Here is a 25,841-nt window from a genome sequence, read left to right on the forward strand (position 1 = left end):
TCTGGCCATGCACCGAATTGCCGTACTCGCCCTCGAAGGGGTCCCTCCGTTCGAGCTCGGCATCCCCTCCCGCGTCTTCGGCAACGCCCACGACGAGGCCGGGGACCCGCTCTACGAGGTGACCGTCTGCACCGCCGACGGACTGCCCGTGGCCAGCGACGCGGGCTTCACCGTCGGCGTCTCGGCCGGCCCCGAGGCCCTCGCCGCCGCCGACACCGTGATCGTCACGCCCACCCACGCCATGGACGAGCTCGCGCACGGCGCCCCCCTGCCGCAGCCGCTGACCGACGCCCTCGCGGCGATCCGACCCGGCACCCGGCTGGTCTCCCTGTGCACTGGCTCGTACGTCCTGGCCGCCGCCGGACTGCTCGACGGCCGGCCGGCCACCACGCACTGGCTGCACGCGCCCGAGTTCCAGCGGGGCTTCCCGCGCGTCCGCCTCGACGAGGAGGTCCTCTTCGTCGACGACGGCGACATCCTGACCTCGGCCGGCGTGGCCGCCGGCATCGACCTCTGCCTCTACCTGATCCGCCAGGACCACGGCACGGGCGTGGCCAACCGGGCCGCGCGACTGTGCGTGGTCCCGCCCTGGCGCGACGGCGGCCAGGTCCAGTACATCGACCGCCCCGTCCCCGAGCCCACCGTCGCCACCACCACCGCCACCCGCGCGTGGGCCCTGGAACGCCTCGCCGAACCGGTCACCCTCGCCGAACTGGCCGCGCACGCCCGGATGAGCCTGCGCACCTTCACCCGCCGGTTCCGCGACGAGGTCGGCATGACCCCGGTGCAGTGGCTCACCGCGCAACGCCTCGAACTGGCCCGCCACTTGCTGGAGTCCAGCGACCTGCCGGTCGACCTCGTCGCCCACCGCGCCGGCTTCGGCTCGGCCAACTCCCTGCGCCAGCACATGCGTTCCACGCTCGGCGTCTCCCCGATCGCCTACCGGCGCACCTTCCAGCCCGCCCCGGCGTGACCCGCAAAGTAATCGCCGTCGAGGCCGCGCGCTGACAGGATCGGACCAACGGGCCCGGAGCGACGGGCCGGCTGACAGGGGAGCAGACCATGACCGCGTACGCCATCGCCCACATCCGCCCCGAGACGATGAACGAGGACGTCCTCACCTACATCGAGACCATGCAGTCGACGCTGGACCCCTTCGGCGGCCGCTTCCTCGTGCACGGCAAGGAGGTCGAGGTCCTGGAGGGCCCCTTCCCCGGCACCGTCGTCATGATCGGCTTCCCGGACATCGACAGCGCCCGCGCCTGGTACGCCTCCGACGCCTACCAGGCGATCCTGCCGCTGCGCACCGACCACATCGCGGGAGAGGTCATCCTCGTCGAGGGCGTCCCCGCCGACTACGACGCCTCGAAGACGGCCGCCGCCCTGCGCGCCGAAGCCGGCCTCTGATGGGCAACCGGGCCACCTTCGTGATCGCGGGCGCCGAGGGGTACGAGCGCCGGGGTTCCTCCTTCGGCGCCGTCGGCCTCGATCTCGACCTGCTCGGTGGCCCGGAGGCGGTCCTGCCCTTCGTCCTCGGCCACCGGCTCGAGGAAGGCCCCTGGTACGACGACGACATGTGCGAAGCGGGCGCCCTGATCGACTCCTCGCGCAGACTGCTCCTGGTCTTCGCCCAGGAAGGCCCGTCGGTGGCCATGCGCACCCGCGCGGCCTGGTGGCTGCTCCTCGGGCTCGCCTGGCCCGGATGGGAGATCCGCTGGGCGTACGACGGCCAGAGCGGCCTGCGCACCCACGTCGGCCTGGACCCGGGGTACGTACGCGACAGCCCGTACCCCGGCCCGCCCCTGGAGGCCGACGACGAGGAGCTGGCCGACGCCGACCCGATGGTCGCCGTCGTCACGGTCGGATCCGGCCGCTGCCACGTCCTCGCCCACATCGACGACCATCCGGTGGTCGAGGGCCCGGCGCTCCTCGACCGGCTCTCGGCCGCCCCCGGCCACGCCGCGTACGCGGGCCGCGCCGAAGCCGGCGTCCATGTCGATCCCGGGGCCCGCAGGGTCGGCTGGTGGCTGACCGGAATCGTGCCCCACGCCGGACGCACGGCCGCGCGCTGGCCCGGCTGGACCGTGGAGTTCTGGGCCGACCGCTGGAGCGAGCACGCCCGGTCGGCCCCCGGCCTGTTCACCCCGCCCGCGGGCGACCCGGCGGCCGCGCTGGACGCCGTGCGCGACGAGGCGCTGGAGCGCTGGGCCGGGCCACGTGCCGACCAGCGGGCACAGCTCGCCGCCGCGCACCCGCACATCGTCATCGGCACCGGCTTCCCGCCCGCGGTCACCGGGCAGCGGGCGGCCCTGGCACGGGCGGTCGTCGAACGGTCCCGGCGGGCCGCCGCAGCCGGCTGAGCATCCGGCGCGCGGCCGGGCCGCCCGGACCGGGAGCCCCGGGCGACGTGCGGGCCGGCCCGGCCCGGCGCTCGCGCACACCATGATCGTCCAGGCCTCCGGCCCCACCGTCACCGAGGGTTCCGGCCTCGCCGTCAGGCAGGGGCGCGCGGCCGGCGCCGGGCGGCCGGCGAGCGGGACCGAGCGGCGGCCGTCGGCACCTGACCTCGGCCTTCGGCCCACGCGCCCGCCCGGGGGTGCGAGCATGGGCGGTATGGCTACTCACTTGATCACCGGCGCCGGTTCCGGCATCGGCGCCGCCGTCGCGGCCCGGCTGCACGCCCGCGGCGACGACCTCGTCCTCCTCGCCCGGGACGCCGGCCGGGCCCGCGAGCTCGTCGACCGTTACCCCGGCGCCACGTCCCTCGTCGGCGACCTGGCCGACCCCGACCGGCTGTCGTGGGCGTTCTCCAAGCAGGCCATCCCGGAGCGGATCGACTCCCTGCTGCACATCGCCGGGATCGTCGACCTCGGACCGGTCGGCGAGCTCCGGCCCAAGACCTGGCACCAGCAGCTCAACGTGAACCTGATCGCCCCCGCCGAGGTCACCCGGCTGCTGCTGCCCACCCTGCGCGCCTCCAAGGCCACCGTCGTCTTCGTGAACTCCGGCGCCGGCCTGACCGCCCACGCCGACTGGAGCGCGTACGCCGCCTCCAAGCACGGGCTCAAGGCCCTCGCCGACTCGCTGCGCGGCGAGGAGCGGGCCAACGGCATCCGCGTCACCTCCGTCTACCCGGGCCGCACCGCCAGCCCCATGCAGGCCAAGGTGCACTCGCAGGAGGGCAAGGAGTACGACCCGGCCGCCTGGATCGACCCCGAGTCCGTCGCGACCACGATCGTCATGGCCGTCGACCTGCCCCGCGACGCCGAGGTCAACGACCTGAGCGTCCGGCCGGGCCGATGAGCGCCGGCGCCACCGGCGTCGGATCGCTGCCCGGCGGCGACGCCCGCGAGGCAGCGAAGACCGTCACCGGGTCCTTCGAAGAGTTCCCCTACCTCGCCGAGCTGCCCGCCCGCGGGCCCGGCGCGGACATGATCGGCCGGTCCCTCGGACTGCTCGTCGACATGTACGCCCACGTCGAGCCCAGCGGCTGGCGGATCAGCGACCGCCCGGGACGGGACTCGAAGCGGGCCCGGTCCTGGCTGGGGGAGGACCTCGACGCGCTCGAGGAGTTCACCCAGGGGTACGCGGGGAAGCTCAAGGTCCAGGCCGTCGGACCGTGGACGCTGGCCGCCGCCCTGGAACTGCACGGCGGCGAGGCCATGCTCCAGGACCCGGGGGCCTGCCGGGACCTGGCCGGATCGCTGGCCGAGGGCCTGCGCGAGCACCTGGCCGACGTGCGCAAGCGCATCCCCGGCGCCGACGTCGTGCTCCAGCTCGACGAGCCCTCCCTGACGGCCGTCCTGCTCGGCCGGGTCCGCTCGGCGAGCGGCTACCGCACCTACCGCGCCGTCGACCGGCAGGTGGTCGAGGGCGCGCTGCGCGACCTGTTCGCCGTCCACGACGGGGAGGTCGTCGTGCACTCCTGCGCGCCCGAGGTCCCCTTCGGCCTGCTCCGCAGGGCCGGTGCCACGGGGGTGTCGTTCGATTTCTCCCTGCTCACCGAGCGCGAGGACGACGCCATCGGGGAGGCGGTCGAAGGCGGCACGAAACTCTTCGCCGGAGTGGTGCCCGGCACGGACGCCCCGTTGTCGGACCCGGGCGGTAGCGTCATGGGTGTCAGGAAGCTTTGGCGCAGGCTGGGGCTGGCCCCGGGGACTCTGGCGGAGTCCGTCGTGGTCACCCCGTCGTGCGGTCTGGCGGGCGCTTCGCCCGCCTACGCCCGCGCGGTGCAGGCGCATTGCGTCAGGGCGGCGAGGTCGCTCGCCGACAACCCTGAGTGACGGTCGAAGACGGGCCACGGGAGGACACGGCATGGCAGCCGAACAGCAGGACACGGCAGTACCGACGGCGGTGCGCGATCAGCACGCGCTGCTGGCGGAGCAGGTCGAGGAGCACCGCTTCCGGTACTACGTGAACGACCAGCCGGTCGTCAGCGACGCCGAGTTCGACCAGCTGCTGCGCTCGCTGGAGGCACTGGAGGAGCAGTACCCGGAGCTGCGCACGCCCGATTCGCCCACCCAGAAGGTGGCCGGGGCGTACGAGACGGACTTCGCCTCCGTCGAGCACCGCGAGCGCATGCTCTCCCTCGACAACGCCTTCGACGACGAGGAACTGGCGGCCTGGGCCGAGCGGGTGGCCCGGGACGTGAACACCTCGGACTACCACTACCTGTGCGAGCTCAAGGTGGACGGCCTCGCCGTCAACCTCACCTACGAGAACGGCCGCCTGACCCGGGCGGCCACCCGCGGCGACGGCCGCACCGGTGAGGACATCACGCCCAACGTCCGCACCATCGCCGAGATCCCGGACCGCCTCAAGGGAGACCGGATCCCGGCCCTCGTCGAGATCCGCGGCGAGGTCTACTTCCCGATGGAGAAGTTCGAGGAGCTCAACGCCCGGCTGGTGGAGGCGGAGGGCAAGCCCTTCGCCAACCCGCGCAACGCGGCCGCCGGTTCGCTGCGGCAGAAGGACCCCAAGGTCACCGCGAGCCGCCCGCTGCACATGGTCGTCCACGGCATCGGCGCCCGCGAGGGCTTCGAGATCGAGCGCCAGTCGCAGGCGTACGAGCTGCTGCACGAGTGGGGTCTGCCGACCGCGCAGCACAACAAGGTGGTCGCCACGCTCGCCGAGGTCCGGGAGTTCATCGCGGACTACGGCGTGAACCGGCACTCGGTGGAGCACGAGATCGACGGCGTGGTCGTCAAGCTCGACGAGATCTCCCTCCAGGGCCGGCTCGGCTCCACCGCGCGCGCCCCGCGCTGGGCGATCGCCTGGAAGTACGCGCCCGAAGAGGTCAACACCAAGCTGATCGACATCAAGGTCGGCGTCGGCCGCACCGGCCGCGTAACCCCGTACGCGCAGGTGGAACCGGTGAAGGTGGCGGGCTCCGAGGTGGAGTTCGCCACCCTGCACAACCAGGAAGTCGTCAAGGCCAAGGGCGTCCTCATCGGGGACACCGTCGTCCTGCGCAAGGCGGGCGACGTCATCCCCGAGATCCTCGGCCCGGTGGTGGACCTGCGCGACGGCACCGAGCGGGAGTTCGTGATGCCGGCCGGCTGTCCCGCGTGCGGGACGGAGCTGCGGCCGATGAAGGAGGGGGACATCGACGTCCGGTGCCCCAACGCCCAGACCTGCCCGGCGCAGTTGCGCGAGCGGCTCTTCTACCTGGGCGGCCGGCAGTCCCTGGACATCGAGAACTTCGGCATGGTGGCGGCGGCCGCGCTGACCGGCCCGTTGGAACCGGCCGAGCCGCCGCTGTTGGACGAGGGCGACCTCTTCGGCCTGACCATCGAGCAACTGCTGCCCATCAAGGCGTACGTCCTCGACCCGGACAGCGGACTGCCCAAGCGGGACCCGAAGACGGGCGAGGAGAAGATCGTCACGGTCTTCGCCAACCAGAAGGGCGAACCGAAGAAGAACGCCCTGGCCATGCTGGAGCACATCGCCGCCGCCAAGGACCGCCCGCTCGCCCGCATCATCAACGGCCTGTCGATCCGTCACGTGGGACCGGTCGCGGCCGAGGCCCTCGCCCGCGAGTTCCGCTCGATCGAGCGCATCGAGCAGGCCACCGAGGAGGAGCTGACCGCCACCGAGGGCGTCGGCGCGATCATCGCCGCCTCGCTCAAGGAGTGGTTCGCCGTCGACTGGCACCAGGAGATCCTGCGCAAGTGGCGGGAGGCCGGGGTCCGGATGGAGGAGGAAGGTTCCGCCGAGGAGGAGGGGCCGCGGCCGCTGGAGGGGCTGACCGTCGTCGTCACCGGAACTTTGCAGAGCCACACGCGGGACGGCGCGAAGGAGGCCCTGCAGAGCCGCGGCGCCAAGGTCACCGGATCCGTGTCGAAGAAGACCTCCTTCGTCGTGGTCGGGGACAACCCCGGCTCGAAGTACGACAAGGCCGTTCAGCTCAAGCTCGCGATCCTCGACGACGCCGGGTTCGCCGTACTGCTGGAGCAGGGGCCGGACGCGGCACGGGAGGCCGCGCTCCCGGTGGACGGCGGGGGCGAAACGCAGTAGTACCGGCGGGGGAATCGCCGAGGGGGAGTAGCGAAGGCGAACGGATGCGTGGCGTGCGGCCGTACGGGCGGGCGCACGCCAGGCGCGGCGAACGGTGGTAAACGGCCGGTACAAGGCTGGTCGCAGGGCGGTGAGCTGTCGGATCATCGGATGGGTGACGGGGGGCCCCGGTCCAAACTCACCCGTTCGGCGGATACCGTACTGATGAGGATGGCTGGGTCGCATTCGGGCAACCACTGCCGACCGCTGCCCCTGGGAGCCTCGCGCGTCCTACTGTTGAGGGGTGCGCCTGTCGTGCACGGCTGCAGGATGCGATTTCGGCCGTGGTGGCATGACATCGGGGCCATCGCGTGACATCGGCATCGCCGGCTGTGAGAGGTACGGGCATGAAACCCACCGAAAGCGCCGACCCGTCACCTGAATTCGGCGGGGAACTCCCGTCCATGCGGGCGGGCCGGGCGGGCAGGCCCGGTGTCCTGGGTGCCAGGACACCGGAGACCCGACCGGTCCCCACCGGTGCGGGCGGGCAGGGGCGGCGCGGTGTGCTGCCCTTCCTCGTCGTGGGCCTCGCCGTCACGGTGCTCACCATCGGCATCGTCTCCGCGCTGAGCGGCCGTCATGCGCTGTTCCCCGGCGGGCCGGTCGGCTGGGCACTGGCCCTCCTCACCGGCATCATCGTCGGCCACCTCGTCGCCCTCGGCCGCGATCGCTGGTGGGGCGGCACCGGATCGGGCGCGGCCCTCACCCTCGGCGTGCTCATCCTCTACGGCTGGGTCCCCGCCGGACTGGTCTCGCTGGCAGTGGTCTCCCTGGTCGGGGCCGCGCGCCGGCACCGCTGGCGCCAGGGGCTGCTGCACGGCTCCGTGGACATCCTCGGCATCGGTGCCGGGGCCCTCGTCCTCGCCGCCTTCGGCGAGGTGCCCTCCGTCGAGACCCCCTGGCTCCCCACCTCCTGGGGGCTGGAGGCGGTCCCCGAGATCGTCTTCGTCGCCGTCGCCTACCTGCTCGCCACCCGGTTCCTGCTCTGGATCGCGCTGGCCCCGCGCGGGGACGGGCTGCCCACCGTCGCCCGCACCGCCCTGCTCCGGCAGGCCTTAGTAGCAGTGGCGCTGCTCGGCATCGCCCCCCTGATCTGCGTCGTGGCCATCAGCCAGCCGGTCCTGCTGCCGCTGTTCGCCGTACCGCTGATCGCACTGGACTCCACCCTGTGGATCGCACGGGCCCGTGCCGAGGAACAGCTGCGGGACCCGCTGACCGGGCTGCCCAACCGGCAGTGGCTGCTGGAGCGGGCCTGGTCCGCCCTGGACGAGGCCGAACGTTCCGGCACCCGGGCCGCCCTGGTCCTCATCGACCTGGACCGGTTCCGGGCGGTCAACGACACCCTGGGGCACCTGGCGGGCGACCGGCTGCTGCTCCAGATCGCCGAACGGCTGCGCCAGGCGCTGCCCGAGGACGCCGAGGCGGCCCGGCTCGGCGGCGACGAGTTCGCCGTCCTGCTCCCCTTCGCCGACTCCACCACCAGCGCCCAGCGCATCGCCCGTCACCTGGTCGCGGAGCTCAGCTCCCCCCTCGACCTGGACGGCCTCACGCTCGTCCTGGAGGCCAGCGCGGGCCTCGCCGTCTTCCCCGACCACGCGCTCGACGCGGAGGGGCTGCTGCGGCGCGCGGACGTGGCGATGTACCAGGCCAAGCGCGACCGCACGGGCGTGGAGGTGTACGAGTCCAAGCGGGACAGCAACACCCCCGACCGCCTGGGTCTGCTCGGCGACCTCCGCAGGGCCCTCGACGCCGGGGAAGTGGAACTCCACTACCAGCCGAAGGTCCGCTTCGACGGCCAGGTCGCCGGGCTCGAAGCCCTGGTGCGATGGGTGCACCCGGAGCGCGGCAGGGTGTCCCCGGACGAGTTCATCGCGATCGCCGAGACCTCCGGGCTGATGCCGCACCTGACGGAGTACGTACTGGAGACGGCCCTCGCCCAGGTGGCGCGGTGGCGGGCCCAGGGCCTCAAGGTCCCGGTGGCCGTCAACGTATCGCCCCGCGACGTCCACACCCCGGGCTTCGCGGGCGCGGTCGCCGCGCGACTGGCCCGCCACGGGGTCCCGGCGAGCGGGCTGCAGCTGGAGATAACGGAACACGTCCTGCTGGAGGACCCCCAGCGGGCGGCCGACACCATGGCCGGACTCACCGGTCACGGCGTGAAGATGTCCCTGGACGACTTCGGCACCGGCTACTCCTCGCTCGTCCACCTGCGCCGCCTGCCGGTCAGCGAGCTGAAGATCGACCGGTCGTTCGTCGGCCGGCTGGCGGTCGACACGCAGGACGCGGAGATCGTCCGGTGCACGGTGGACCTCGCGCACTCGCTGGGCCTGCTGGTCGTGGCGGAGGGCGTGGAGGACGACGAGACGTGGGAGCGGCTGCGGGACCTGGGCTGCGACGCCGTCCAGGGCTGGCTGGTCGCCGCCGCCATGCCGCCGCAGGAGGCCACCGCCTGGCTGCTGGCCCGCGGCGAGCGCGGCTGGCGCCGCCCGGCGGACATCACGGCGGAGCTCGCCGCCGCGGAGGCCGACGCGGTCTGACCGCCGGCGGCCCGACCGGCCGCGCCGCCGGGGGCCTGCCCTTGGACCCCCGCGCCTCAAACGCCGGCACCATCCAGCCCCGCCGGCGATTGAGGCGCGGGGTTCGGGGCGGAGCCCCGGATCTTTCGGCCCCGCCGGCGATGGAGGCGCGGGTCCGGGCGCCGCCCGGGAGGCCCCGTGCCTTCAGCCCCGCCGGCGATTGAGGCGCGGGTCCGGGCGGCGCCCGGGAGGCCCCGTGCAGCGGCCCTCGCCCGGTCCCGTCCCGGCACCGGTCCAAACCGTTTCGCGGGCCGAGGGCCCGGCCCCATAGGATTGGGACCGAAACTACACATCCACCCACCCCCAGAGGATCGCTGCATGCCTGGCATTACGCGCGAGGAGGTCGTCCACCTCGCTCGGCTGGCGCGCCTTGAGCTGTCCAGCAACGAGCTGGATCACTTCGCCGGACAGCTCGGCGACATCATCGGCGCGGTCGCCCGCGTTTCCGAGGTCGCCGACCAAGACGTCCCGCCGACCTCCCACCCGCTGCCGCTGACGAACGTCATGCGCGCGGACGAGGTCCGTCCGTCGCTCACCCCCGAGCAGGCGCTCTCCGGTGCTCCCGCCCAGGAGCAGCAGCGTTTCAAGGTGCCGCAGATCCTGGGGGAGGACTAACAACCATGGTCGACATCATCAAGCTCACGGCCGCCCAGACCGCCGAGAAGATCGCCTCCGGCGAGCTCACGGCCGTCGAGGTGACCGAGGCCCACCTGGCCCGCATCGACGCCACCGACGAGAAGGTCAACGCCTTCCTGCACGTGGACCGCGAGGGCGCGCTCGCCCAGGCCCGCGCCGTCGACGCCAAGCGCGAGGCCGGCGAGAAGCTCGGCCCGCTGGCCGGCGTACCCCTCGCCCTCAAGGACATCTTCACCACCGTCGGGGTCCCGACGACCGTCGGTTCGAAGATCCTCGAAGGCTGGATCCCGCCCTACGACGCCACCCTGACGCGCAAGCTGAAGGAAGCCGACGTCGTCATCCTCGGCAAGACCAACATGGACGAGTTCGCCATGGGGTCCTCCACCGAGAACAGCGCCTACGGCCCCACCGGCAACCCCTGGGACCTCACCCGGATCCCCGGCGGCTCCGGCGGCGGCTCCGCGGCGGCCCTCGCCGCCTTCCAGGCCCCGCTCGCGATCGGCACGGACACCGGCGGCTCCATCCGCCAGCCCGCCGCCGTCACGGGCACGGTCGGCGTGAAGCCCACGTACGGCGGTGTCTCCCGCTACGGCATGGTCGCCTTCTCCTCCTCCCTCGACCAGGGCGGGCCCTGCGCCCGTACGGTCCTGGACGCGGCCCTGCTGCACGAGGTGATCGCCGGCCACGACCCGCTCGACTCCACCTCCATCGACGCGCCGGTCCCGCCGGTCGTCGAGGCGGCCCGGAGCGGCTCCGTCGCCGGCATGCGCGTCGGTGTCGTCAAGCAGTTCGCCGGCGAGGGCTACCAGGCCGGCGTCGTCCAGCGCTTCAACGAGTCGGTGGAGCTCCTCAAGGAGCTCGGCGCCGAGATCGTCGAGCTGGACTGCCCCTCCTTCGACCTCGCGATGGCCGCGTACTACCTGATCGCGCCGTCCGAGTGCTCCTCCAACCTGGCCCGCTTCGACGCCATGCGCTACGGCCTGCGCGTCGGCGACGACGGCACGAAGTCCGCCGAGGACGTCACCGCCCTGACCCGCGAAGCCGGCTTCGGCGACGAGGTCAAGCGCCGCATCATCCTCGGCACGTACGCGCTCAGCTCCGGCTACTACGACGCGTACTACGGCTCCGCCCAGAAGGTCCGCACGCTCATCACGCAGGACTTCGAGAAGTCCTTCGAGCAGGTCGACGTGATCGTCTCCCCGACGACCCCGACCACCGCCTTCCCCATCGGCGAGCGCACCGACGACCCCCTCGCCATGTACCTCGCGGACCTGTGCACCATCCCGACCAACCTGGCCGGCAACTCCGCCATGTCGCTCCCCTGCGGCCTGGCACCGGAGGACGGTCTCCCGGTCGGGCTCCAGATCATCGCCCCGGCGATGAAGGACGACCGGCTCTACAAGGTCGGTGCCGCCGTCGAAGCGGCCTTCGTCGCACGCTGGGGTCACCCGCTGCTTGAGGAGGCACCGTCCCTGTGAGCACCAGTGCACTGACCAAGGCCAAGGGCTTCAAGAAGTCCAAGACCGGCACCTATCTGTCGATCGGCACCACCGCCTTCGGCGCGATCAGCGTGATCAAGCAGGTCAAGAAGGCCCGCAGCGAGCACGACGTGCTGAAGCTGGTCGACGCCGCCGTGTCCGCCGCCGCCATCGTCACCGGCCTCGCGATCCTGTACCGCGAGCTGAAGCGCCTGGGCGACGACGACGTCCTGCTGGGCTGAGAGGGAAAGTTTCACCGTGACCACCTTCACCGAACTGCTCTCGTACGAGGACGCTCTCGCCTCGTACGACCCCGTCATGGGCCTCGAGGTCCATGTCGAGCTCGGCACCAAGACCAAGATGTTCTGCGGCTGCTCCACCGAGCTGGGCGCGGAGCCCAACTCGCAGACCTGCCCGACCTGCCTCGGTCTGCCCGGCTCCCTGCCGGTCGTCAACGCGATCGGCGTCGAGTCGGCCATCAAGATCGGCCTCGCGCTGAACTGCGAGATCGCCGAATGGTGCCGCTTCGCCCGGAAGAACTACTTCTATCCGGACATGCCGAAGAACTTCCAGACCTCCCAGTACGACGAGCCCATCGCCTTCAACGGCTTCCTGGACGTCCAGCTGGAGGACGGCGAGATCTTCCGCGTGGAGATCGAGCGCGCCCACATGGAGGAGGACACCGGCAAGTCGCTGCACGTCGGCGGCGCCACCGGCCGTATCCACGGCGCGTCCCACTCCCTGCTGGACTACAACCGCGCCGGCATCCCGCTCATCGAGATCGTCACCAAGCCCATCGAGGGCGCGGGCGAGCGGGCCCCCGAGGTCGCCAAGGCGTACGTCGCCGAGCTGCGCGAGGTCATCAAGGCGCTCGGCGTCTCCGAGGCCCGCATGGACAAGGGCCAGATGCGCTGCGACGTGAACCTGTCGCTGCGCCCGACCCCTGAGTCCGAGTTCGGCACCCGCTCGGAGACCAAGAACGTCAACTCCCTGCGTTCCGTGGAGCGCGCGGCCCGCTTCGAGATCCAGCGCCACGCGGCGGTGCTCTCGTCGGGCGGCTCGATCGTGCAGGAGACCCGGCACTTCCACGAGGAGGACGGCTCCACCACGGCCGGCCGCATCAAGGACAACGCCGAGGACTACCGCTACTTCCCGGAGCCCGACCTGGTCCCCGTCGCCCCGGCCCGCGACTGGGTCGAGGAGCTGCGCGCCGGTCTGCCCGAGATGCCGCGCGTGCGCCGCAACCGGCTCCGCGAGGAGTGGGACGTCACCGAGCACGACATGCAGTCGATCCTCAACGCGGGCGCGGTGGACTCCATCGTCGCCACCATCGAGGCCGGTGCCGACTCGACCGCCGCACGCAAGTGGTGGATGGGCGAGCTGGCCCGCAACGCCAACGAGCAGGGCGTCGTCGTCGACGAGCTGCCGATCACCCCGGTCCAGGTGGCCCGGGTCGCGGCCCTGGTGGCCGACGGTTCGCTCAACGACAAGCTGGCCCGCAAGGTCCTCGAAGGCGTCCTCGCCGGTGAGGGCACCCCGGACGAGGTCGTCGAGCAGCGCGGCCTGAAGGTCGTCTCGGACGAGGGCGCGCTCGGCGCGGCCGTGGACGAGGCCATCGCGGGCAACGCGGCCATCGCGGACAAGATCCGTGGCGGCAAGATCGCCGCTGTCGGCGCGCTGGTCGGAGCGGTCATGAAGACCACCCGTGGCCAGGCCGACGCCGCGCGCGTCAAGGAACTCATCCTCGAGCGCCTGGGCGTCTCGGAGTAGTCCCTCCGCGTACGACGGCCCCGCACCGGACGTCCCGGTGCGGGGCCGCTGTCGTTCAGACTGGGTACGGGGTGATCGCGCACGACGGGCGCGCGGTCGGTGGAGTCGGGGGGTGCGCCGGTGGAGATCGGTGCGATGGTCATCGCGGTGGCGGGCGTCGCGGGCACGCTGGGCGGCGCGCTGCTCACCCAGCGGGGTGCGGAGCGCACGAAGCGCCGTGAGATCGAACTCGTGCGCGCCCACGAGGAGAAACGCGAGAACCGGGCGCTGCGGCGCACGTGCTACGCGGACCTCAACCGGGACGCCCGGCAGTTCACCACCGCACTCAACCAGCATCTGCACACCCTGCGGGAACGCGGGGTCGAGGACACCGATCGGGCCGCGCTCGACGCCGCGAAGAACGCCTTCCGCGACCGGTACTCCGAGGCGCAGATGATCGCCCCCGACCCGGTCCTGGAGCCCGCAACAGTGGTCCACCACGCCCTGACGGCCGTCTACGGGCAGGTGAAGCGCCTGGAGCGGGGCGCGCCGGAGGCGGGGGAGTCGATGGAGTCGGCGGTGGAGGCACAGCAGGGGATCTGGGACCCGCTCCGGGAGATGCGGGCGGCCATGCGCGCCGACCTCGGTGTGGGCTGAGGCCGGATCAGTCCCCGGCCGGCTTCGGGAACCCCGATTCCAGCACGACGGCCGGCAGGGCGCCGTGCACGATCTCTTCCTTCGGCAGCGAGAGCCCGAAGAACCGCTCGATGACCCCCAGCGCGGTCCGCTGCACCTCCCGGTCGTCCAGCTCCTCGTTCGGGAGCCCGGCGGCGGTCAGCAGCTCTTGCAGGCGCGGCGCCGTCGCCGGGTCGCCCTCGACCTCCTCGGAGCCCCACGAGCCGTCCAGGTGCAGATTGCAGGCGCTCAGGAGCCGGCCGTCGTGCGCGTACTCGAACAGCGGCGGGACCGGCTCGCCGTTCTCCTCCTCGAACTGCAGGACGCAGATGTGCGCGCCGTCTCGCGAGAGGGGGGTCAGGGAGCCGAACTCGCCCTGCCAGCCGCCGTACGCGACCGCGTACGTCCAGTCCCCGGCGCGGCCGAGCCTCAGGCCGATCTCCACGTAGCAGCCGCCGTACGTGTCGTCCATGAACTCCAGGAGGCCGTCCCCGGTGTGCTCCCCGACCGCCACGGCCTTGCACGTCCAGCCGTTCACGGACTCCACGAGTCGGCCCACGAGTTCGTCCGGGGTGAGCCCGCGGGCCAGCACCACGTAGTAGCCCCCGAACGCGATCGACCGGGGTTCGGCGAGCCAGGTCGTTCCGTCTGTCATGAGGGCCATTCTGCCCGGCGCCCCTGACAACGGGGGCCGCCCGCTCCACCCGTCCGGCCGCCTCGCACGGCCGGGCGCGCGGGCCGCGGAACTGCCCACCGGGCAGGTTCCGTTCGCCGAGCGCCCGGCCGAACGGGGGGCGCCGGTCAGCGGGTTCCCGTCGGGGACCGCGGCGCCGCTGCCGTCAGCGCTTGAGGACCGGGGCGGCGATGACGGCGTTGCCGCTGTTGCGGCAGCCCTCTTCCACCTTCAGGCGCAGGCGCAGGGCCCCCTTGATGTCCAGGGACTTGGTGACCGGCTTGCCCAGGTGGACGGCCTCGGAGAAGAGGGCGGGCTTGTCGTCCACGGAGATGGTCACGCGGGCCTGTTCCATGGTCGAGCCGTCGTCGACGCCCACGGTGAACTCCAGCGTGGACCAGGCGCGGTTCACGTCGTACTCGATCGTCGCGCCGTAGTAGCAGCTGCCGAGGAGGGCGGCTCCGTACTCCTTCGTGTTCAGCTTGGCGGAGCCCACCTCGAAGTGCCGGACCGCTCCGACCGACGACAGCACGGTCAGGTCGGCCACGTTGCTGTCCTTCACCGAACCCGGTGTTCCGGGGCTCGACGAGGCCTCCGGAGCGGTGGATCCTCCCGGGGAGGCCTCGGAGGGCGTGGGGGCGGCGGATTCGGTCTCGGTCGCCCGCGTCGACGGCGAGGAGGTCGACGCCGGCGCCTGGGGTGCGCTCGCGCCGCCGGGCTTCTCGCCCCCCGCGGTGTTCTCCTTGTCCTTGTCGCCCAAGAGCCGTACGCCGACGACGGCGAGGGAGGCCAGTACCAGCACTGCGGCCACCGAGCCGAGGATCAGCCCGGTCCGCCGCTTCTTGGCGGGACGCGGCGGCTCGGGGACGGGAGCGGGGGCCGGGGTCAGGTTGTACGTGGGCCCGTACCCGGCGGGCACCTGGGCCTGCACCGGCTCCGGCTGCGGCTCCGGTTGCGGAACGGGCGCGGGCGCGGGTTCAGGAGCCGCGGCCGTGGCCGGCTCGGGCTGCACGGGCTGCACGGACTGCGCCGTGGGCGCGTACGGGGGCGGCGCCGCCACCGACGGCGCGGTGACGGGCTGCGGCGGGAGCACGGGCGGTGGCGGGGCGGCCGGCCTGGGCGGAGCCTCCTGGGCGGCCCGCTGCGAGGTCGCGGTGGTCGTGGACACCACCGCGTGACGGACGTCCTTCATCCAGCCGGCCAGGTTCACCGGCCGCTTTCCCGGGTCGGCCGAGTAGATCGCGGTGATCCGCGCCCGCTGCTCGGCGTCCAGCACGGCGATCTGCGGAAGTGCGGTCAGTGCCTGCGCCAGCTGCTCGGGCGTGGCGGGCGGGGACTCCCCGCTCAGCAGGAAGTACGCGATCGCCCCGAAGGCGTACCGGTCCGTGCCCGGGGTCCGCTTGCCGTCGAAGACCTCGGGCGCCGCGTAGCCCGGGGTGAACCAGACCTCGGCCGTCTGGTGGTCGGCGGTCAGCTTGCTGAGGCCGAAGTCCACCAGGGTGGCCTGCCCGTGCGCGTCGACCATCACGTTGCCGGGGGAGAGGTCGCCGTGGACGACCTGGCGCCCGGACGGGGTGGCCTTCCCCGAGTGCAGCCAGTCCAGGACGTCGGCCAGCTGCTCCAGGGTGCGCATCACCTCGCGCCGCTCGGCGGCGGTGGCCAGCGTCCGCTCGGCCCGCCAGTCGCGCAGGTCGAGCCCGTCCACGTGGTTCATGACGAGGACGAGCGCCCGCCCGCTCAGGGTCGAGGACTCCCCGGGCCGGTGGATCGGCGGCCCCTCGAAGTGCTCGCGCACGCCCACGACACCGGGCCGGTGGACGAACCGCAGCAGCTCGGCCTGCTCGTTCCACTTCTGGCTGATCCGGTCGAAGACGTCCGGCGTGATGGTCGTCTTGGAGTCGAGCACTTTGACGACCACGGGTTCGGATCCGCCGGCGAGTTCGATCTCGGCGAGATAGAGCACGGCCTCCCCGCCGCGGCCGATCGAGCGGAGCAGACGGTACCGGTCGGCCGCCGCGTCCGGACCGATGTGCAGGTTCTGACTGGTCAATGTCCCCCACCTCAACGCGCTTTGAGAGGTCATCAGCTTCCTGCCGGGAAGCGCACGGGGTCAATCGGAATGGGGAATCCCCGTCGGGGTTCACCCTTCCACGGCCCAGCGGGCCCCGGGCGGGCCCCGGGCGGGCCCCGGGCTGGCCGTCGGCGACCGGTGGCGAACGCCGGTGCCCGGACATGCCGCCGGGCGCCCGGCTCCCGCAACCGCCCCACGGGCGGCCGTCGTTCGCCGGGCGCCCGGTCGAAGGGGCGGTTCCGGTCAGCCTGCCGCCGGCGCGGCCCCCGGAGCGGTGAGGAAGGCCAGCTGCGCCGGCTTGGCCGGGAGGTAGACCTCGGGCAGGTCGATCTCCGGGAGCACGACCTGCGGTCCGAGCACGAAACCGGTGCGCTCCATGAGGGAGATGGCCTTGGCGTTGCGGGTGTCCGGTTCGACGACCATGCGCCGCGCGGCGTCGTCGGAGAACACGAACGCGATGAAGGTCGTCATCAGGGAGCCGGTGAAGCCGCGCTCGGCCGCGCCCGAGGTCGGGCCGATCAGCAGGTGCATGCCGACGTCCCCGGGCTGGACGTCGTAGCACTCGCTGACCCGGTCCTCGGCGCAGTCGTACGTCTGGAACAGCGCGACCTGCTCGCCGTCCCGGCTCACCATGAAGGCGTGATGGGTGGTGCGGCGGTCGACGTCCTCGTAGATCTCCTGGACCAGTTCGCGGCTGGCCTCGCCCATGCCCCAGAAGCGGGCCCGCTCCTGCGTGACCCAGCTGTGGATGAGCGTGGAGTCGGCCGCCGGGTCGACGGGCGTGATGGTGACGGTGCCGAAGCCCTCGATGACCTGGGTGTGCACGGGCTGCCGGAGGGAGATGGCGGAGGTCATGCCGATTCCTTGGTGAGCTGGGCCCAGTCGGTGACGACGGGGACGAGTTCGCACCGTGCCCACAGGGGCAGCTGGTCGCGGTGGTGGGGCGAGCCGGTAACGCCGTCCGCGCCCAGCGGGACCGCCCAGAGGCTGTCCTCGCGGCGGGCGAGGTCCCAGACGTAACGGGCCGCCGATGCACGGGCGGTGAGGTCGGTGAATCCGGGGACGGTGGAGGTGGCGTTCACGCAGTCGTGGTCGCCGCCGAGGCCGGGCCAGTCCGTGGCCTCCTGGTCGGGCACGGCCTGCCAGGGGGTGAGGCGGTGCACCTGCGACCAGGGGGTGTCGGGGGTCTGGGCCGCGGCCGTCTCCTCCAGGGCGGCCCGGACGTGCGCCGCACGGTCGAGTCCGGGGACGAGGGAGGTGGTGAGCAGGCCCTCGAGGGCGTAGCCGATCCGCGGGACCAGGTACAGCCACGGGTGGAAGACCGCCGGGCCGGTGGGCGCCCCCCACAGGCCCTCGAAGACGGGGTCGGCGGCGAAGCGGCGTACGGTCGCGCTGCGGAAGGCCGAGAAGACGGTGGCGTCGGTGCTGTCGGCCGCCATGTGCCGGTCCCAGGCCAGCAGCCGGGTCCGCAGGGACTGCGCCGCCGGCGTCAGGTCCTCGAAGCCGGGCAGCAGGGCGAGCAGGGGTGCGGCCGAGGCCAGGTGCGTGTCCCGGTGTACGTCGGCCATCGCCTTCGGGGACCAGTCCGCGGAGCCGCTGAGCAGCTCGCGGATGCGGTTGGCGCGGTGCGGGGGCGCGAACTCCACGCCGAGCGGGGAGGCGATCCCGCGCGCGTTCGCCATCACGGCGAAGCCCTGTACCGGCTCCGCCGGGGTCGGGGCCCAGCCCTGCCAGGTGTGCTGCGGGTCCCAGGCGGGCACGGGGCGCAGCCGGTTGGTGCGGTGGCGCAGCGGCACGGCACCCGCGACGCGGTGCAGCAGCCCGCCCTCGGAGTCGGCGGCGTGGACGACGTTGACCGGCTCGGCCCAACCGTCGAAGGCGCGGTCGATGTCGGCGACGGTGCGGGCGCGCAGCAGCGCGGGGAGGGCGGCGAAGCCGAGGTCCAGGCGGACCCTCGGCGGGTAGCGCAGGGAGAGGGTCTGGGCGCTGCCGTCGGCGTGTGCCTCGGCATCGGGGTCGGCGCCGAGGTCGCCGTCCGCGTGGATGATCACCGGGCCGCGGGGCGTCTCCAGGACCTCCACCTCGACGTCGTCGCCGTCGGCCACGGTGATGGTCTCGACGTGGCGGGAGACGGGCTCCCAGGCACCGTCCGCACCGAGGGCCCAGGTGGCGCCGTCGTCACCGCGGCGCAACTGCTCGACGTACAGGTCCTGGTAGTCGGACATCGCGTTGGTGATCGCCCAGGCGGCGGTGCCGGTGTGCCCGAAGTGGCCGAGGCCGGGGACTCCGGGGACGGCGAGGCCCAGCACGTCGTATTCGGGGCAGGAGAGGCGTATCTGCTGGTAGACGCCCGGGTCCTCGATGAAGCGGTGCGGGTCGCCCGCGATGATCGCCGAGCCGGTGGTGGTGCGGTCGCCCGGCACCAACCAGCCGTTGCTACCGGCGGTGCCGGGGCCGTCGGTGGCGAAGAGGGTGACCGCCTCGTCGCCGAGGGCGCGGGCCACGCGCTCGCGCCACAGCTTGGTGGCGAAACCGGCGAACAGGATGTGCGTCGCGATCCAGATGGCCAGCGGGACCCACGGCTCCCAAGGGGTGGGGGTCAGGCCCGTGCGCGCGAAGCGTTCGTCTCGGGCGGCGCCGGCGGCGAGCCCGTCGTTGACGCCGTCCACGTACGCGCGCACCCAGGCGGCGGTGCCGGGGTCGTCGGCCTCCATGGCCTCGTAGCAGCGGCGGGCCGTGTCGGCGAGCCGGGACTGGCGGGCGAAGCGGTCCCAGGTGACGGCTTCCGCGCCGAGGAAGGAGGCGCTGGAGCCCTCGGAGCGGTGCCGTTCGACCTCCAACTGCCAGGCGCGGTCGAAGGCGGTGACGCGGCCCTGGGCGTGGACGAGCCGGAGTTCGTCGGATGCGCGGAGGTGGGGGATGCCCCACCGGTCGCGGAAGACCCCGTAGGATTCCGGGGTCTCCACGGGGGGCTCGCCCCGGTCCGCTCCGTACGACCGGGCGTCGCCGCTCTCGCTGCTGGCACTGCTCACGCTGCTCACACTCTTCCCCGACGTGCGTTTAGGTTAGGCTGACCTAACTATAGGGGTGCCAGGGGAGGGGTTGGACATGGCTGTCGGCAAGGGCTGGGAGGGCGTGGTCCTCAAACTCATGCGGGGCAAGGACTTCACGTTCACGGTCACGGGAGCGGAAGACCTCACGGAGAACTACCGCCGCGTGAGCTTCACGGACGGCGGGCTGCTCGCGGCCGCCGGTGAATCGCTGCACCCGACGATGTGGGTGCGCGTCTGGTTCCAGGGCGCCGGCAAGCCGCACCAGCGGGCGTACACGCTGGTGGACGCGGATCCGCAAGCGGGCACCTTCAGCTTCGAGTTCGCCCTGCACGACGGGGTCGCCAGCGCCTGGGCGCGCGGCGCCAAGCCGGGCGACACGGTCGAGGCCACCGTCCAGGGCACCGGATTCACGGCCCCGGCGCCGGCCCCGGAGCGGCTGCTCGTCATCGGGGACCCCGCGTCCCTCCCGGCGATCAACTCGCTGTTGGACACGTACCCGAAGACCCCGGCGACCATCTGGTTCGAGACGCAGCACGACTCGGACGAGCGGCTGCCGATGCGGGTGGAGCCGGGCCGGCACGACATCCGCCGGGTGCGGCGCAACGGTACGGACCTCGCCGACCGGGTGCGCGCCGACCTTCCCGAGCTGGTCGGGGACCCGGAGGCCGCGTACGTCTGGCTGGCCTGCGACACGGTGACGACGCGCGCCCTGACGGCGTACCTGCGCAAGGAACTCGCGCTGCCCAAGCACCGGGTGAACGCGCTGGGCTACTGGCGGCCGGGGGCCTGAGTCGTCCTGCGGCCCGCCGGCCCGTCCGGCACCCGGTGGAGCGGACGGGTCGCGGAGGTGGACGGGTCGCGGAGGTGGCCGGACCGGGGAGGTGGTCGGACCGCGGAGGTGGCCGGACCGGCTACTCGGCGGACGCCTTGCAGGCGCTCACCGCGGTCCCGTTGGTCACACCGCCCTTGGTCAGTCCGCTCACGCACTGCTCCTGCTCACCGGAGTACCCGGCGGAACACGCCGACCGGACGGACTCCGGAGCTTCGCCGCCCTGCAGCTCCCGCTCGACCTGGTTGATGCAGGCCGAGACGTCCGCGTGGGCGGCGGGGGCCGCGAAGGCCGCACCACCGAGTACGAGGGTCAGGCCGCTGAGGACACCTGCGATACGGGTCGACGTGCGCATGGGACGCACCTGCTCTCCGGGATCGTCGCGCGGCCCGGTGCCCGTAGGTGCCGGATCCGCGCAGGAACAGCGCCGAGCTCGCGCGGCCGGGTACCGGCCACAGGGGCCCGGGTCCCCGGCCCGGACCGGCTCGGCAGGGAATCCCCTCCTCCGTCCGACGCTAGAGCAGCCTCCTGCCGCACGCACCCGCAGCTGCCTTTCCCCCGGTCAGGCGCCGGTGGTGCCGTCGATCCCCTCGCGGAGGAAGTCGGCGTGGCCGTTGTGGCGGGCGTACTCGTGGATGAGGTGGAGCATCACCAGACGCAGCGAGGCCTCCTCCTCCCAGCTCGGCACGTACGCCGTCACGTCCAGGGACTCGGCCGCGGCCTCGATCCGGCGGGCGTGGGCGATCTCCTCCTGCCAGGCGGTGAACGCCTCCGCGCGACTGGATCCCGAGGCGTCGTACGCGGCCTGGAAGTCGTGGCTGTCCGACCACCGGTGCGGGAGGTCCTGGCCGTCGAGGACGCGGCGGAACCAGTGCCTTTCGACCTCGGCCATGTGCCGGACCAGCCCCAGCAGGGACAGCGTGGACGGGGGCATCGAGGCGAGGCGCAGCTGCTCGTCGTCGAGGCCTTCGCACTTCCAGGCGAGGGTGGCCCGGTGGTAGTCGAGGTAGGTTCGGAGGGTCTCGCGTTCGTCCCCGGTCAGGGGCGGGCTGATGCGTTCCATGGCAGTGATCTTGCCCGCTGCTCCAGCACCGGCCTAGGGGGCATCCTGCCGATCATGTCGGATTTTGGGGCCCCGGCACCGCTCCCTGATCCGCCCCGATCGACAAGACACCCCTAGGAGGCGGCGCCGGTCCACATGTACGGCACCGTCACGCCCAGGACCCCGAAGCCGAGCCGCTCCAGGATCGGACGGCTGTCGTTCGACGCGTCCACCTGGAGGTAGGTGATGCCGAGTTGCGCCGCCAGGCGGGCGCGGTGGGCGACCAGCAGGCGGTAGATGCCCCGGCCGCGCCACTCGGGGATCGTGCCGCCGCCCCAGAGGCCCGCGAAGGCCAGCCCGGGCCGCATCTCCATCCGGGCCGCGCTCACCGGGGTCCCGCCCGCCATCGCGAGCACCGCGGCGATCGTCTCCGGCTCCTCCCGCAGCTTGCTGAGCAGCTGCTCCCGGATCCGCGGCCGCTCCGTCCCGAAGGCTCCGGCGTGGACCTGCATCATCAGGTCGACGCCCTCCTCGTCCGTCACCACCCGCAGGGTGATCCCCTCCGGCGGCTCCACCGGCAGCTTCGCGAGCTCGGACACCAGGCCCACCATCAGGGTCTCGGGCGGCTCCGGCACCAGGCCCGCCGCCCGCAGCCGGTCCCCGAGGTCCGCGGGCCGGTCGTAGTCGTACAGCTTCCACTCGAACTCCGGACAGCCGCGCCCCGCGAAGAACGCCACCTGCGCCGCGATCTCCGCGTCCGCCGTCCCCTCGTCCAGGTCCGACCAGAGCACGCCGTTCCACCCGAGCGCGGGCGCGACGTGCCGTACGACGGCACCCGCCCGCTCCACCCTCGCGTGCGGGGCGTCGGCCTGCGCGCCTTCGCGCACCTCGGCATCGAAGCGGGCGCGCACCTTCATCAGTTCATCAAGATCGATCGTCATCGTCCCAGCTCACCAGTGTCGGGCGGGTGCCACAACTGCATTAGCCTCACCTCGTGAACCACGACTCCACCATCTACACCGGTAAGGCCACCCCCGACGCCGCCGCCGACCGCGGCTGGCTCCTCGGCCACTTCAAGGACCCCGCCGATCCCCGCCACAGCGAGGACGTGGAGATCAAATGGGGAGTCCACCCGAAGGGCGACGAGCGGGAGCGGTGGGCGACCGCCGAGAAGCGCACCGCACTGCTGGTGCTGATCAGCGGACGTTTCCGGCTGGAGTTCCCCGGGCGCACCGTCGTCCTCGCCGAGCAGGGGGACTACGTGCTCTGGGGGCGCGGCGTCGACCACTCCTGGTACGCGGAGGAGGACGCCGTCGTCCTCACCGTCCGGTGGCCCTCGATTCCGGGCTACCGGGTGGACGAGCCCGAAACCGAGCTGGAGGTCGGGTCCCCCGCACTGTGACGATGCACACGAAAGGGGCCAACGATCACGAAACGCTGAGATCGTGGAGGGTGTAGACCCTCTGCGCCGAACCTTCCCGGGGTGATCCCCCGGTGGTCCCCTCGGCCGGGCCTCCACGCGTTCATGCGTTCTTTGCGACGGGCTGCCTCCCGGTAAAGATCCGAACCACCAGGGAGCACGTCCGTTGGCTGTAATCGCACGCTGGTGCATGCGCCACCGCCTCCTCGCCGTCCTGATCTGGCTGCTCGCGCTCGGTGGGACCGCGGCGGCCGCAGTGACCACCGGGTCGGCGTTCTCCAACGACTACGAGGTCCCCGGCACCGAGTCCGGCAAGGCGAACGCCCTCCTGCGCGAGGCCTTCCACGGCCAGGGCGGCGACACCGACACCATCGTGTGGCGGGCCCCGGACCGGCAGAACGTGCGCACCCCGGACATCGAGCAGCGCATGACCGCGGCACTGGAGGCCGTCGCCGGGCTCCCCGGCGTCGGATCGGTCGCCGGACCCTACGACCCCGCCCCCGAGAGCGCCGCCCGGATCAGCCCCGACGGGCGCACCGCCTACGCGGTGGTGACCTTCGACCAGCAGGCCGACTCCGTACCCAAGGCCCAGGCCAGGGCGGTCGTCGACGCGGCGAAGAACCCCACCACCGAGGCCGGCGGTCTCCAGGTCGAACTGGGCGGCCGCGCCATCCAGCTCACCGAGGCCCCCACCGCGCACCTCGCCGAGGTCATCGGTGTCGCCGTAGCGGCCCTGGTCCTCTTCCTCGCCTTCGGCTCGCTCGCCGCGAGCCTGCTGCCCATCGCGACCGCCCTGGTCAGCGTGGGCACCGCCTATTTCGGCATCACCCTGCTCGGCCACGCGATGCCGGTAGCCGACTTCGCCCCGATGCTCGGCACCCTCATCGGCCTCGGCGTGGGCATCGACTACGCGCTGTTCATCGTCACCCGGCACCGCAAGGGCCTGGCGCGGGGCAGCACGGTCGAGGAGGCGGCCGCGAACGCCGTCGCCACCACCGGCCGGGCCGTCGTCTTCGCCGGTGCCACCGTCTGCATCGCGCTGCTCGGCATGTTGGTGCTGCGGCTGAACTTCCTGAACGGCGTCGCGATAGCGGCCTCCGTGACGGTGGTCCTGACGGTCGCCGCCTCGGTCACCCTGCTGCCCGCCCTCCTCTCGTACATAGGCGTGCGCGCCCTCTCGCGCCGCGAGCGCCGCAAGCTCGCCGCCGAGGGGCCGCGCCCCGAACAGACCTCCAGCTTCGCCGTCCGCTGGTCCGTCTTCGTCGAGCGGCACCCCAAGCTGCTGGGTGTCATCGCCACCGCGGTCATGCTGGTGCTGGCACTGCCCACCTTCTTCCTCCATCTGGGCACGTCCGACCAGGGCAACAACCCGGCCACCTCCACCACCCGGCAGGCCTACGACCTGCTGGCGGAGGGCTTCGGCCCCGGAACCAACGGCCCGCTCACCGTCGTCGCCCGGCTGGACGGCGCCGGAGACCGGCTCGCCGTGGACCAGCTGGCGCAGGCACTGCGCGCGACCGAGGGCGTCGCCTCCACCGGCCCCGCCGTCCTCAACCGCAGCGGCGACACCGCCGTACTGACCGTCGTACCGGACTCCGCCCCGCAGTCCCGGGCCACGAGCGACCTCGTCGACAGGCTCCGCCAGGACGTCATCCCGGCCGCCGGGCACGGCAACTCCATGGAGGTCCACGTCGGCGGTGTGACGGCCGCCTACGACGACTTCGCCGAGGTCATCATCGGGAAGCTGCCGCTCTTCGTCGGCGTGGTCATCGCCCTCGGCTGCGTACTCCTGTTGCTGGCCTTCCGGTCCATCGGCATCCCGCTCAAGGCGGCGGCCATGAACGTCGCCGCCGTCGCCTCTTCCTTCGGCGTCGTGGTCGCGATCTTCCAGTGGGGCTGGGGGAGCGAGCTGCTGGGCCTGGGCAGCGCCGGCCCCATCGAACCCTTCCTGCCCGTGATCATGGTGTCCGTCCTCTTCGGACTGTCGATGGACTATCAGGTCTTCCTCGTCAGCCGGATGTACGAGGAGTGGCTGGAGACGGGCGACAACCGGCGGGCCGTGCGCGTGGGCCTCGCCGAGACCAGCCGGGTCATCAACTCGGCGGCCGTCATCATGATCTCCGTCTTCCTGGCCTTCGTGCTCAGCGGCGACCGGATCATCGCGATGTTCGGGATCGCGCTCGCCGCGGCCGTGGCCCTCGACGCCTTCGTGCTGCGCACCCTCCTCGTCCCGGCCCTGATGCACATGCTCGGCGGGGCCAACTGGTGGCTGCCCGCCTGGCTCGATCGGCGCCTGCCCCGGATCAGCATCGAGCCCCCCGAACACCGACCGCATGCGAAACTTCCGAAGCAGCGGCCCGCCGAGGACCTCGCCACGAGCGAGGACAGCGCCGAGCCCGCCGCCACCTCCCGGTGATCCGGCCACCCGCCGCCCGAGACCCAAGGAAGACCGAGCATGTTCTCGATGGACCTGGCCGAAGACGCCCAGATGTTCCCGCTGGAGGCCCGGCACGCCCATGAGTTCTTCGCGCACATCGAGCGCGGACGCGAATTCATCGGGCAGTACGTCGGCTTCCCCGACCGGGCCACCGACCTCGACTCCGCCCGGGCCCTGCTCGCCAAGTACGCGGTGACGGCGGGGGAGGACGGCGCCCGGTTCTTCGGCATCCGGCTCGACGGCACCCTGGTGGGCGGGGTCCTCTTCCCCAGGTTCGAGGCGCACTACGGCAACTGCGAGATCGGCTGCTGGCTGGAGCCTGCCGCGGCCGGCCGAGGCCTGATCACCAAGGCCTGCCAGGTCCTGATCGACTACGCCTTCGGCGAGCGCGGCATGCACCGCGTCGAGTGGCACGCGGCCTCCGGCAACAAGAAGAGCCTCGCCGTGGCCGCGCGCCTGGGGATGACCCGCGAAGGCGTCATGCGGGAGAACTACCTCCACCGCGGAGTCCGCCAGGACACCGAGGTCTGGTCGATCCTCTCCCACGAGTGGGCTGCGACCCGGTCCGCCTGAGCCCGTTCCGGGCCCCGTCCGGGCGCGCCCGCACGCGGGTTCCGCCGACCGCGGAACCCCCCACGGCCGGAACC

22 protein-coding genes and 1 pseudogene are annotated in these 25,841 nt (G+C 72.6%); 16 read left to right on the plus strand and 7 right to left on the minus strand.

Going from position 1 to position 25,841, the window contains the following annotated elements:
* The first annotated feature begins 7 nt into the window (after positions 1 to 7).
* From OG594_RS30570 to OG594_RS30625, 12 genes and pseudogenes are all read left to right on the plus strand, one after another.
* Entirely contained in the window at positions 8 to 973 is a 966-nt protein-coding gene (locus OG594_RS30570; RefSeq protein WP_266605205.1) for a GlxA family transcriptional regulator, read from the plus strand.
* Positions 974 to 1,062: 89 nt separating this feature from the next.
* Positions 1,063 to 1,407 carry a DUF1330 domain-containing protein gene (locus tag OG594_RS30575; protein WP_266605207.1) on the plus strand — a complete coding sequence of 115 codons (345 nt, stop codon included), beginning with the start codon at positions 1,063 to 1,065 and terminating at the stop codon, positions 1,405 to 1,407.
* Positions 1,407 to 2,360, plus strand: coding sequence for a hypothetical protein (locus OG594_RS30580; protein WP_266605209.1), 954 nt, complete (start codon positions 1,407 to 1,409; stop codon positions 2,358 to 2,360). Before OG594_RS30575 ends, OG594_RS30580 begins: the two co-directional genes overlap by 1 nt.
* A 253-nt stretch (positions 2,361 to 2,613) precedes the next feature.
* Complete coding sequence (locus tag OG594_RS30585; RefSeq protein WP_266605211.1) at positions 2,614 to 3,303, plus strand: SDR family oxidoreductase; 690 nt, start codon at positions 2,614 to 2,616, stop codon at positions 3,301 to 3,303.
* Positions 3,300 to 4,283: a methionine synthase gene (locus OG594_RS30590; RefSeq protein WP_266605213.1), complete on the plus strand. Its 984-nt coding sequence runs from the start codon at positions 3,300 to 3,302 to the stop codon at positions 4,281 to 4,283. The genes OG594_RS30585 and OG594_RS30590 overlap by 4 nt, the downstream gene beginning before the upstream one ends.
* A gap of 31 nt (positions 4,284 to 4,314) precedes the next feature.
* Positions 4,315 to 6,516 carry an NAD-dependent DNA ligase LigA gene (ligA, locus tag OG594_RS30595; RefSeq protein ID WP_266605215.1) on the plus strand — a complete coding sequence of 734 codons (2,202 nt, stop codon included), beginning with the start codon at positions 4,315 to 4,317 and terminating at the stop codon, positions 6,514 to 6,516.
* A gap of 617 nt (positions 6,517 to 7,133) precedes the next feature.
* A pseudogene (locus tag OG594_RS30600) lies at positions 7,134 to 9,092 on the plus strand (putative bifunctional diguanylate cyclase/phosphodiesterase); the annotation flags it as partial.
* Positions 9,093 to 9,449: 357 nt separating this feature from the next.
* Positions 9,450 to 9,746 (plus strand): Asp-tRNA(Asn)/Glu-tRNA(Gln) amidotransferase subunit GatC, encoded by a 297-nt coding sequence (gene gatC, locus OG594_RS30605; protein WP_030010586.1) that lies wholly within the window; start codon positions 9,450 to 9,452, stop codon positions 9,744 to 9,746.
* 5 nt (positions 9,747 to 9,751) lie between these two features.
* Positions 9,752 to 11,245 (plus strand): Asp-tRNA(Asn)/Glu-tRNA(Gln) amidotransferase subunit GatA, encoded by a 1,494-nt coding sequence (gene gatA, locus OG594_RS30610; protein WP_266605220.1) that lies wholly within the window; start codon positions 9,752 to 9,754, stop codon positions 11,243 to 11,245.
* Positions 11,242 to 11,487: a hypothetical protein gene (locus OG594_RS30615; RefSeq protein ID WP_030010588.1), complete on the plus strand. Its 246-nt coding sequence runs from the start codon at positions 11,242 to 11,244 to the stop codon at positions 11,485 to 11,487. Before gatA ends, OG594_RS30615 begins: the two co-directional genes overlap by 4 nt.
* 16 nt (positions 11,488 to 11,503) lie before the next feature.
* Positions 11,504 to 13,015: an Asp-tRNA(Asn)/Glu-tRNA(Gln) amidotransferase subunit GatB gene (gene gatB / locus OG594_RS30620; protein WP_266605222.1), complete on the plus strand. Its 1,512-nt coding sequence runs from the start codon at positions 11,504 to 11,506 to the stop codon at positions 13,013 to 13,015.
* Positions 13,016 to 13,135: 120 nt separating this feature from the next.
* The gene (locus tag OG594_RS30625; RefSeq protein WP_266605224.1) at positions 13,136 to 13,651 is read left to right on the plus strand and encodes a hypothetical protein; all 516 of its coding nucleotides are present in this window, start codon (positions 13,136 to 13,138) and stop codon (positions 13,649 to 13,651) included.
* A 7-nt stretch (positions 13,652 to 13,658) separates the two neighbouring features.
* Here the strand turns inward: OG594_RS30625 and OG594_RS30630 are convergent, their stop codons facing one another.
* The 4 genes from OG594_RS30630 to OG594_RS30645 form a co-directional block, all read right to left on the minus strand.
* Positions 13,659 to 14,324, minus strand: a complete 666-nt coding sequence (locus tag OG594_RS30630) for a hypothetical protein (RefSeq protein ID WP_266605226.1) — start codon at positions 14,322 to 14,324, stop codon at positions 13,659 to 13,661.
* 184 nt (positions 14,325 to 14,508) lie between these two features.
* Positions 14,509 to 16,392 (minus strand): protein kinase, encoded by a 1,884-nt coding sequence (locus tag OG594_RS30635; protein WP_266605228.1) that lies wholly within the window; start codon positions 16,390 to 16,392, stop codon positions 14,509 to 14,511.
* 264 nt (positions 16,393 to 16,656) lie between these two features.
* Complete coding sequence (locus tag OG594_RS30640; RefSeq protein WP_266605230.1) at positions 16,657 to 17,268, minus strand: GNAT family N-acetyltransferase; 612 nt, start codon at positions 17,266 to 17,268, stop codon at positions 16,657 to 16,659.
* Positions 17,265 to 19,379 carry a penicillin acylase family protein gene (locus tag OG594_RS30645; protein ID WP_266606642.1) on the minus strand — a complete coding sequence of 705 codons (2,115 nt, stop codon included), beginning with the start codon at positions 19,377 to 19,379 and terminating at the stop codon, positions 17,265 to 17,267. Before OG594_RS30645 ends, OG594_RS30640 begins: the two co-directional genes overlap by 4 nt.
* Before the next feature lie 142 nt (positions 19,380 to 19,521).
* On the opposite strand from OG594_RS30645, the gene OG594_RS30650 reads away from it, so the two are divergent.
* Positions 19,522 to 20,256 (plus strand): siderophore-interacting protein, encoded by a 735-nt coding sequence (locus OG594_RS30650; protein WP_266605232.1) that lies wholly within the window; start codon positions 19,522 to 19,524, stop codon positions 20,254 to 20,256.
* A 121-nt stretch (positions 20,257 to 20,377) separates the two neighbouring features.
* Here OG594_RS30650 and OG594_RS30655 read toward each other — a convergent pair whose 3' ends face one another.
* The 3 genes from OG594_RS30655 to OG594_RS30665 all read right to left on the minus strand — a co-directional run bounded on the left by OG594_RS30655 (position 20,378) and on the right by OG594_RS30665 (position 22,278).
* The gene (locus tag OG594_RS30655) at positions 20,378 to 20,650 is read right to left on the minus strand and encodes a hypothetical protein (RefSeq protein ID WP_266605234.1); all 273 of its coding nucleotides are present in this window, start codon (positions 20,648 to 20,650) and stop codon (positions 20,378 to 20,380) included.
* A gap of 207 nt (positions 20,651 to 20,857) precedes the next feature.
* The gene (locus OG594_RS30660; RefSeq protein ID WP_266605236.1) at positions 20,858 to 21,358 is read right to left on the minus strand and encodes a DinB family protein; all 501 of its coding nucleotides are present in this window, start codon (positions 21,356 to 21,358) and stop codon (positions 20,858 to 20,860) included.
* A 113-nt stretch (positions 21,359 to 21,471) separates the two neighbouring features.
* Entirely contained in the window at positions 21,472 to 22,278 is an 807-nt protein-coding gene (locus OG594_RS30665) for a GNAT family N-acetyltransferase (RefSeq protein WP_266605237.1), read from the minus strand.
* Between the two features lie 53 nt (positions 22,279 to 22,331).
* Between OG594_RS30665 and OG594_RS30670 the strand changes: the two genes are divergently transcribed.
* The 3 genes from OG594_RS30670 (at position 22,332) to OG594_RS30680 (ending at position 25,767) form a co-directional block, all read left to right on the plus strand.
* A complete protein-coding gene (locus OG594_RS30670; RefSeq protein ID WP_266605239.1) occupies positions 22,332 to 22,739 on the plus strand; it encodes a signal peptidase I in 408 nt (135 codons plus the stop codon).
* 184 nt (positions 22,740 to 22,923) lie between these two features.
* Positions 22,924 to 25,173, plus strand: a complete 2,250-nt coding sequence (locus OG594_RS30675) for an MMPL family transporter (RefSeq protein ID WP_266605241.1) — start codon at positions 22,924 to 22,926, stop codon at positions 25,171 to 25,173.
* 39 nt (positions 25,174 to 25,212) lie between these two features.
* On the plus strand, positions 25,213 to 25,767 hold the full coding sequence (locus tag OG594_RS30680; protein WP_266605246.1) for a GNAT family N-acetyltransferase: 555 nt from the start codon (positions 25,213 to 25,215) through the stop codon (positions 25,765 to 25,767).
* Positions 25,768 to 25,841: the final 74 nt, after the last annotated feature.

This window comes from Streptomyces sp. NBC_01214 (assembly GCF_026340975.1).
Classification (GTDB): Bacteria; Actinomycetota; Actinomycetes; order Streptomycetales; family Streptomycetaceae; genus Streptomyces.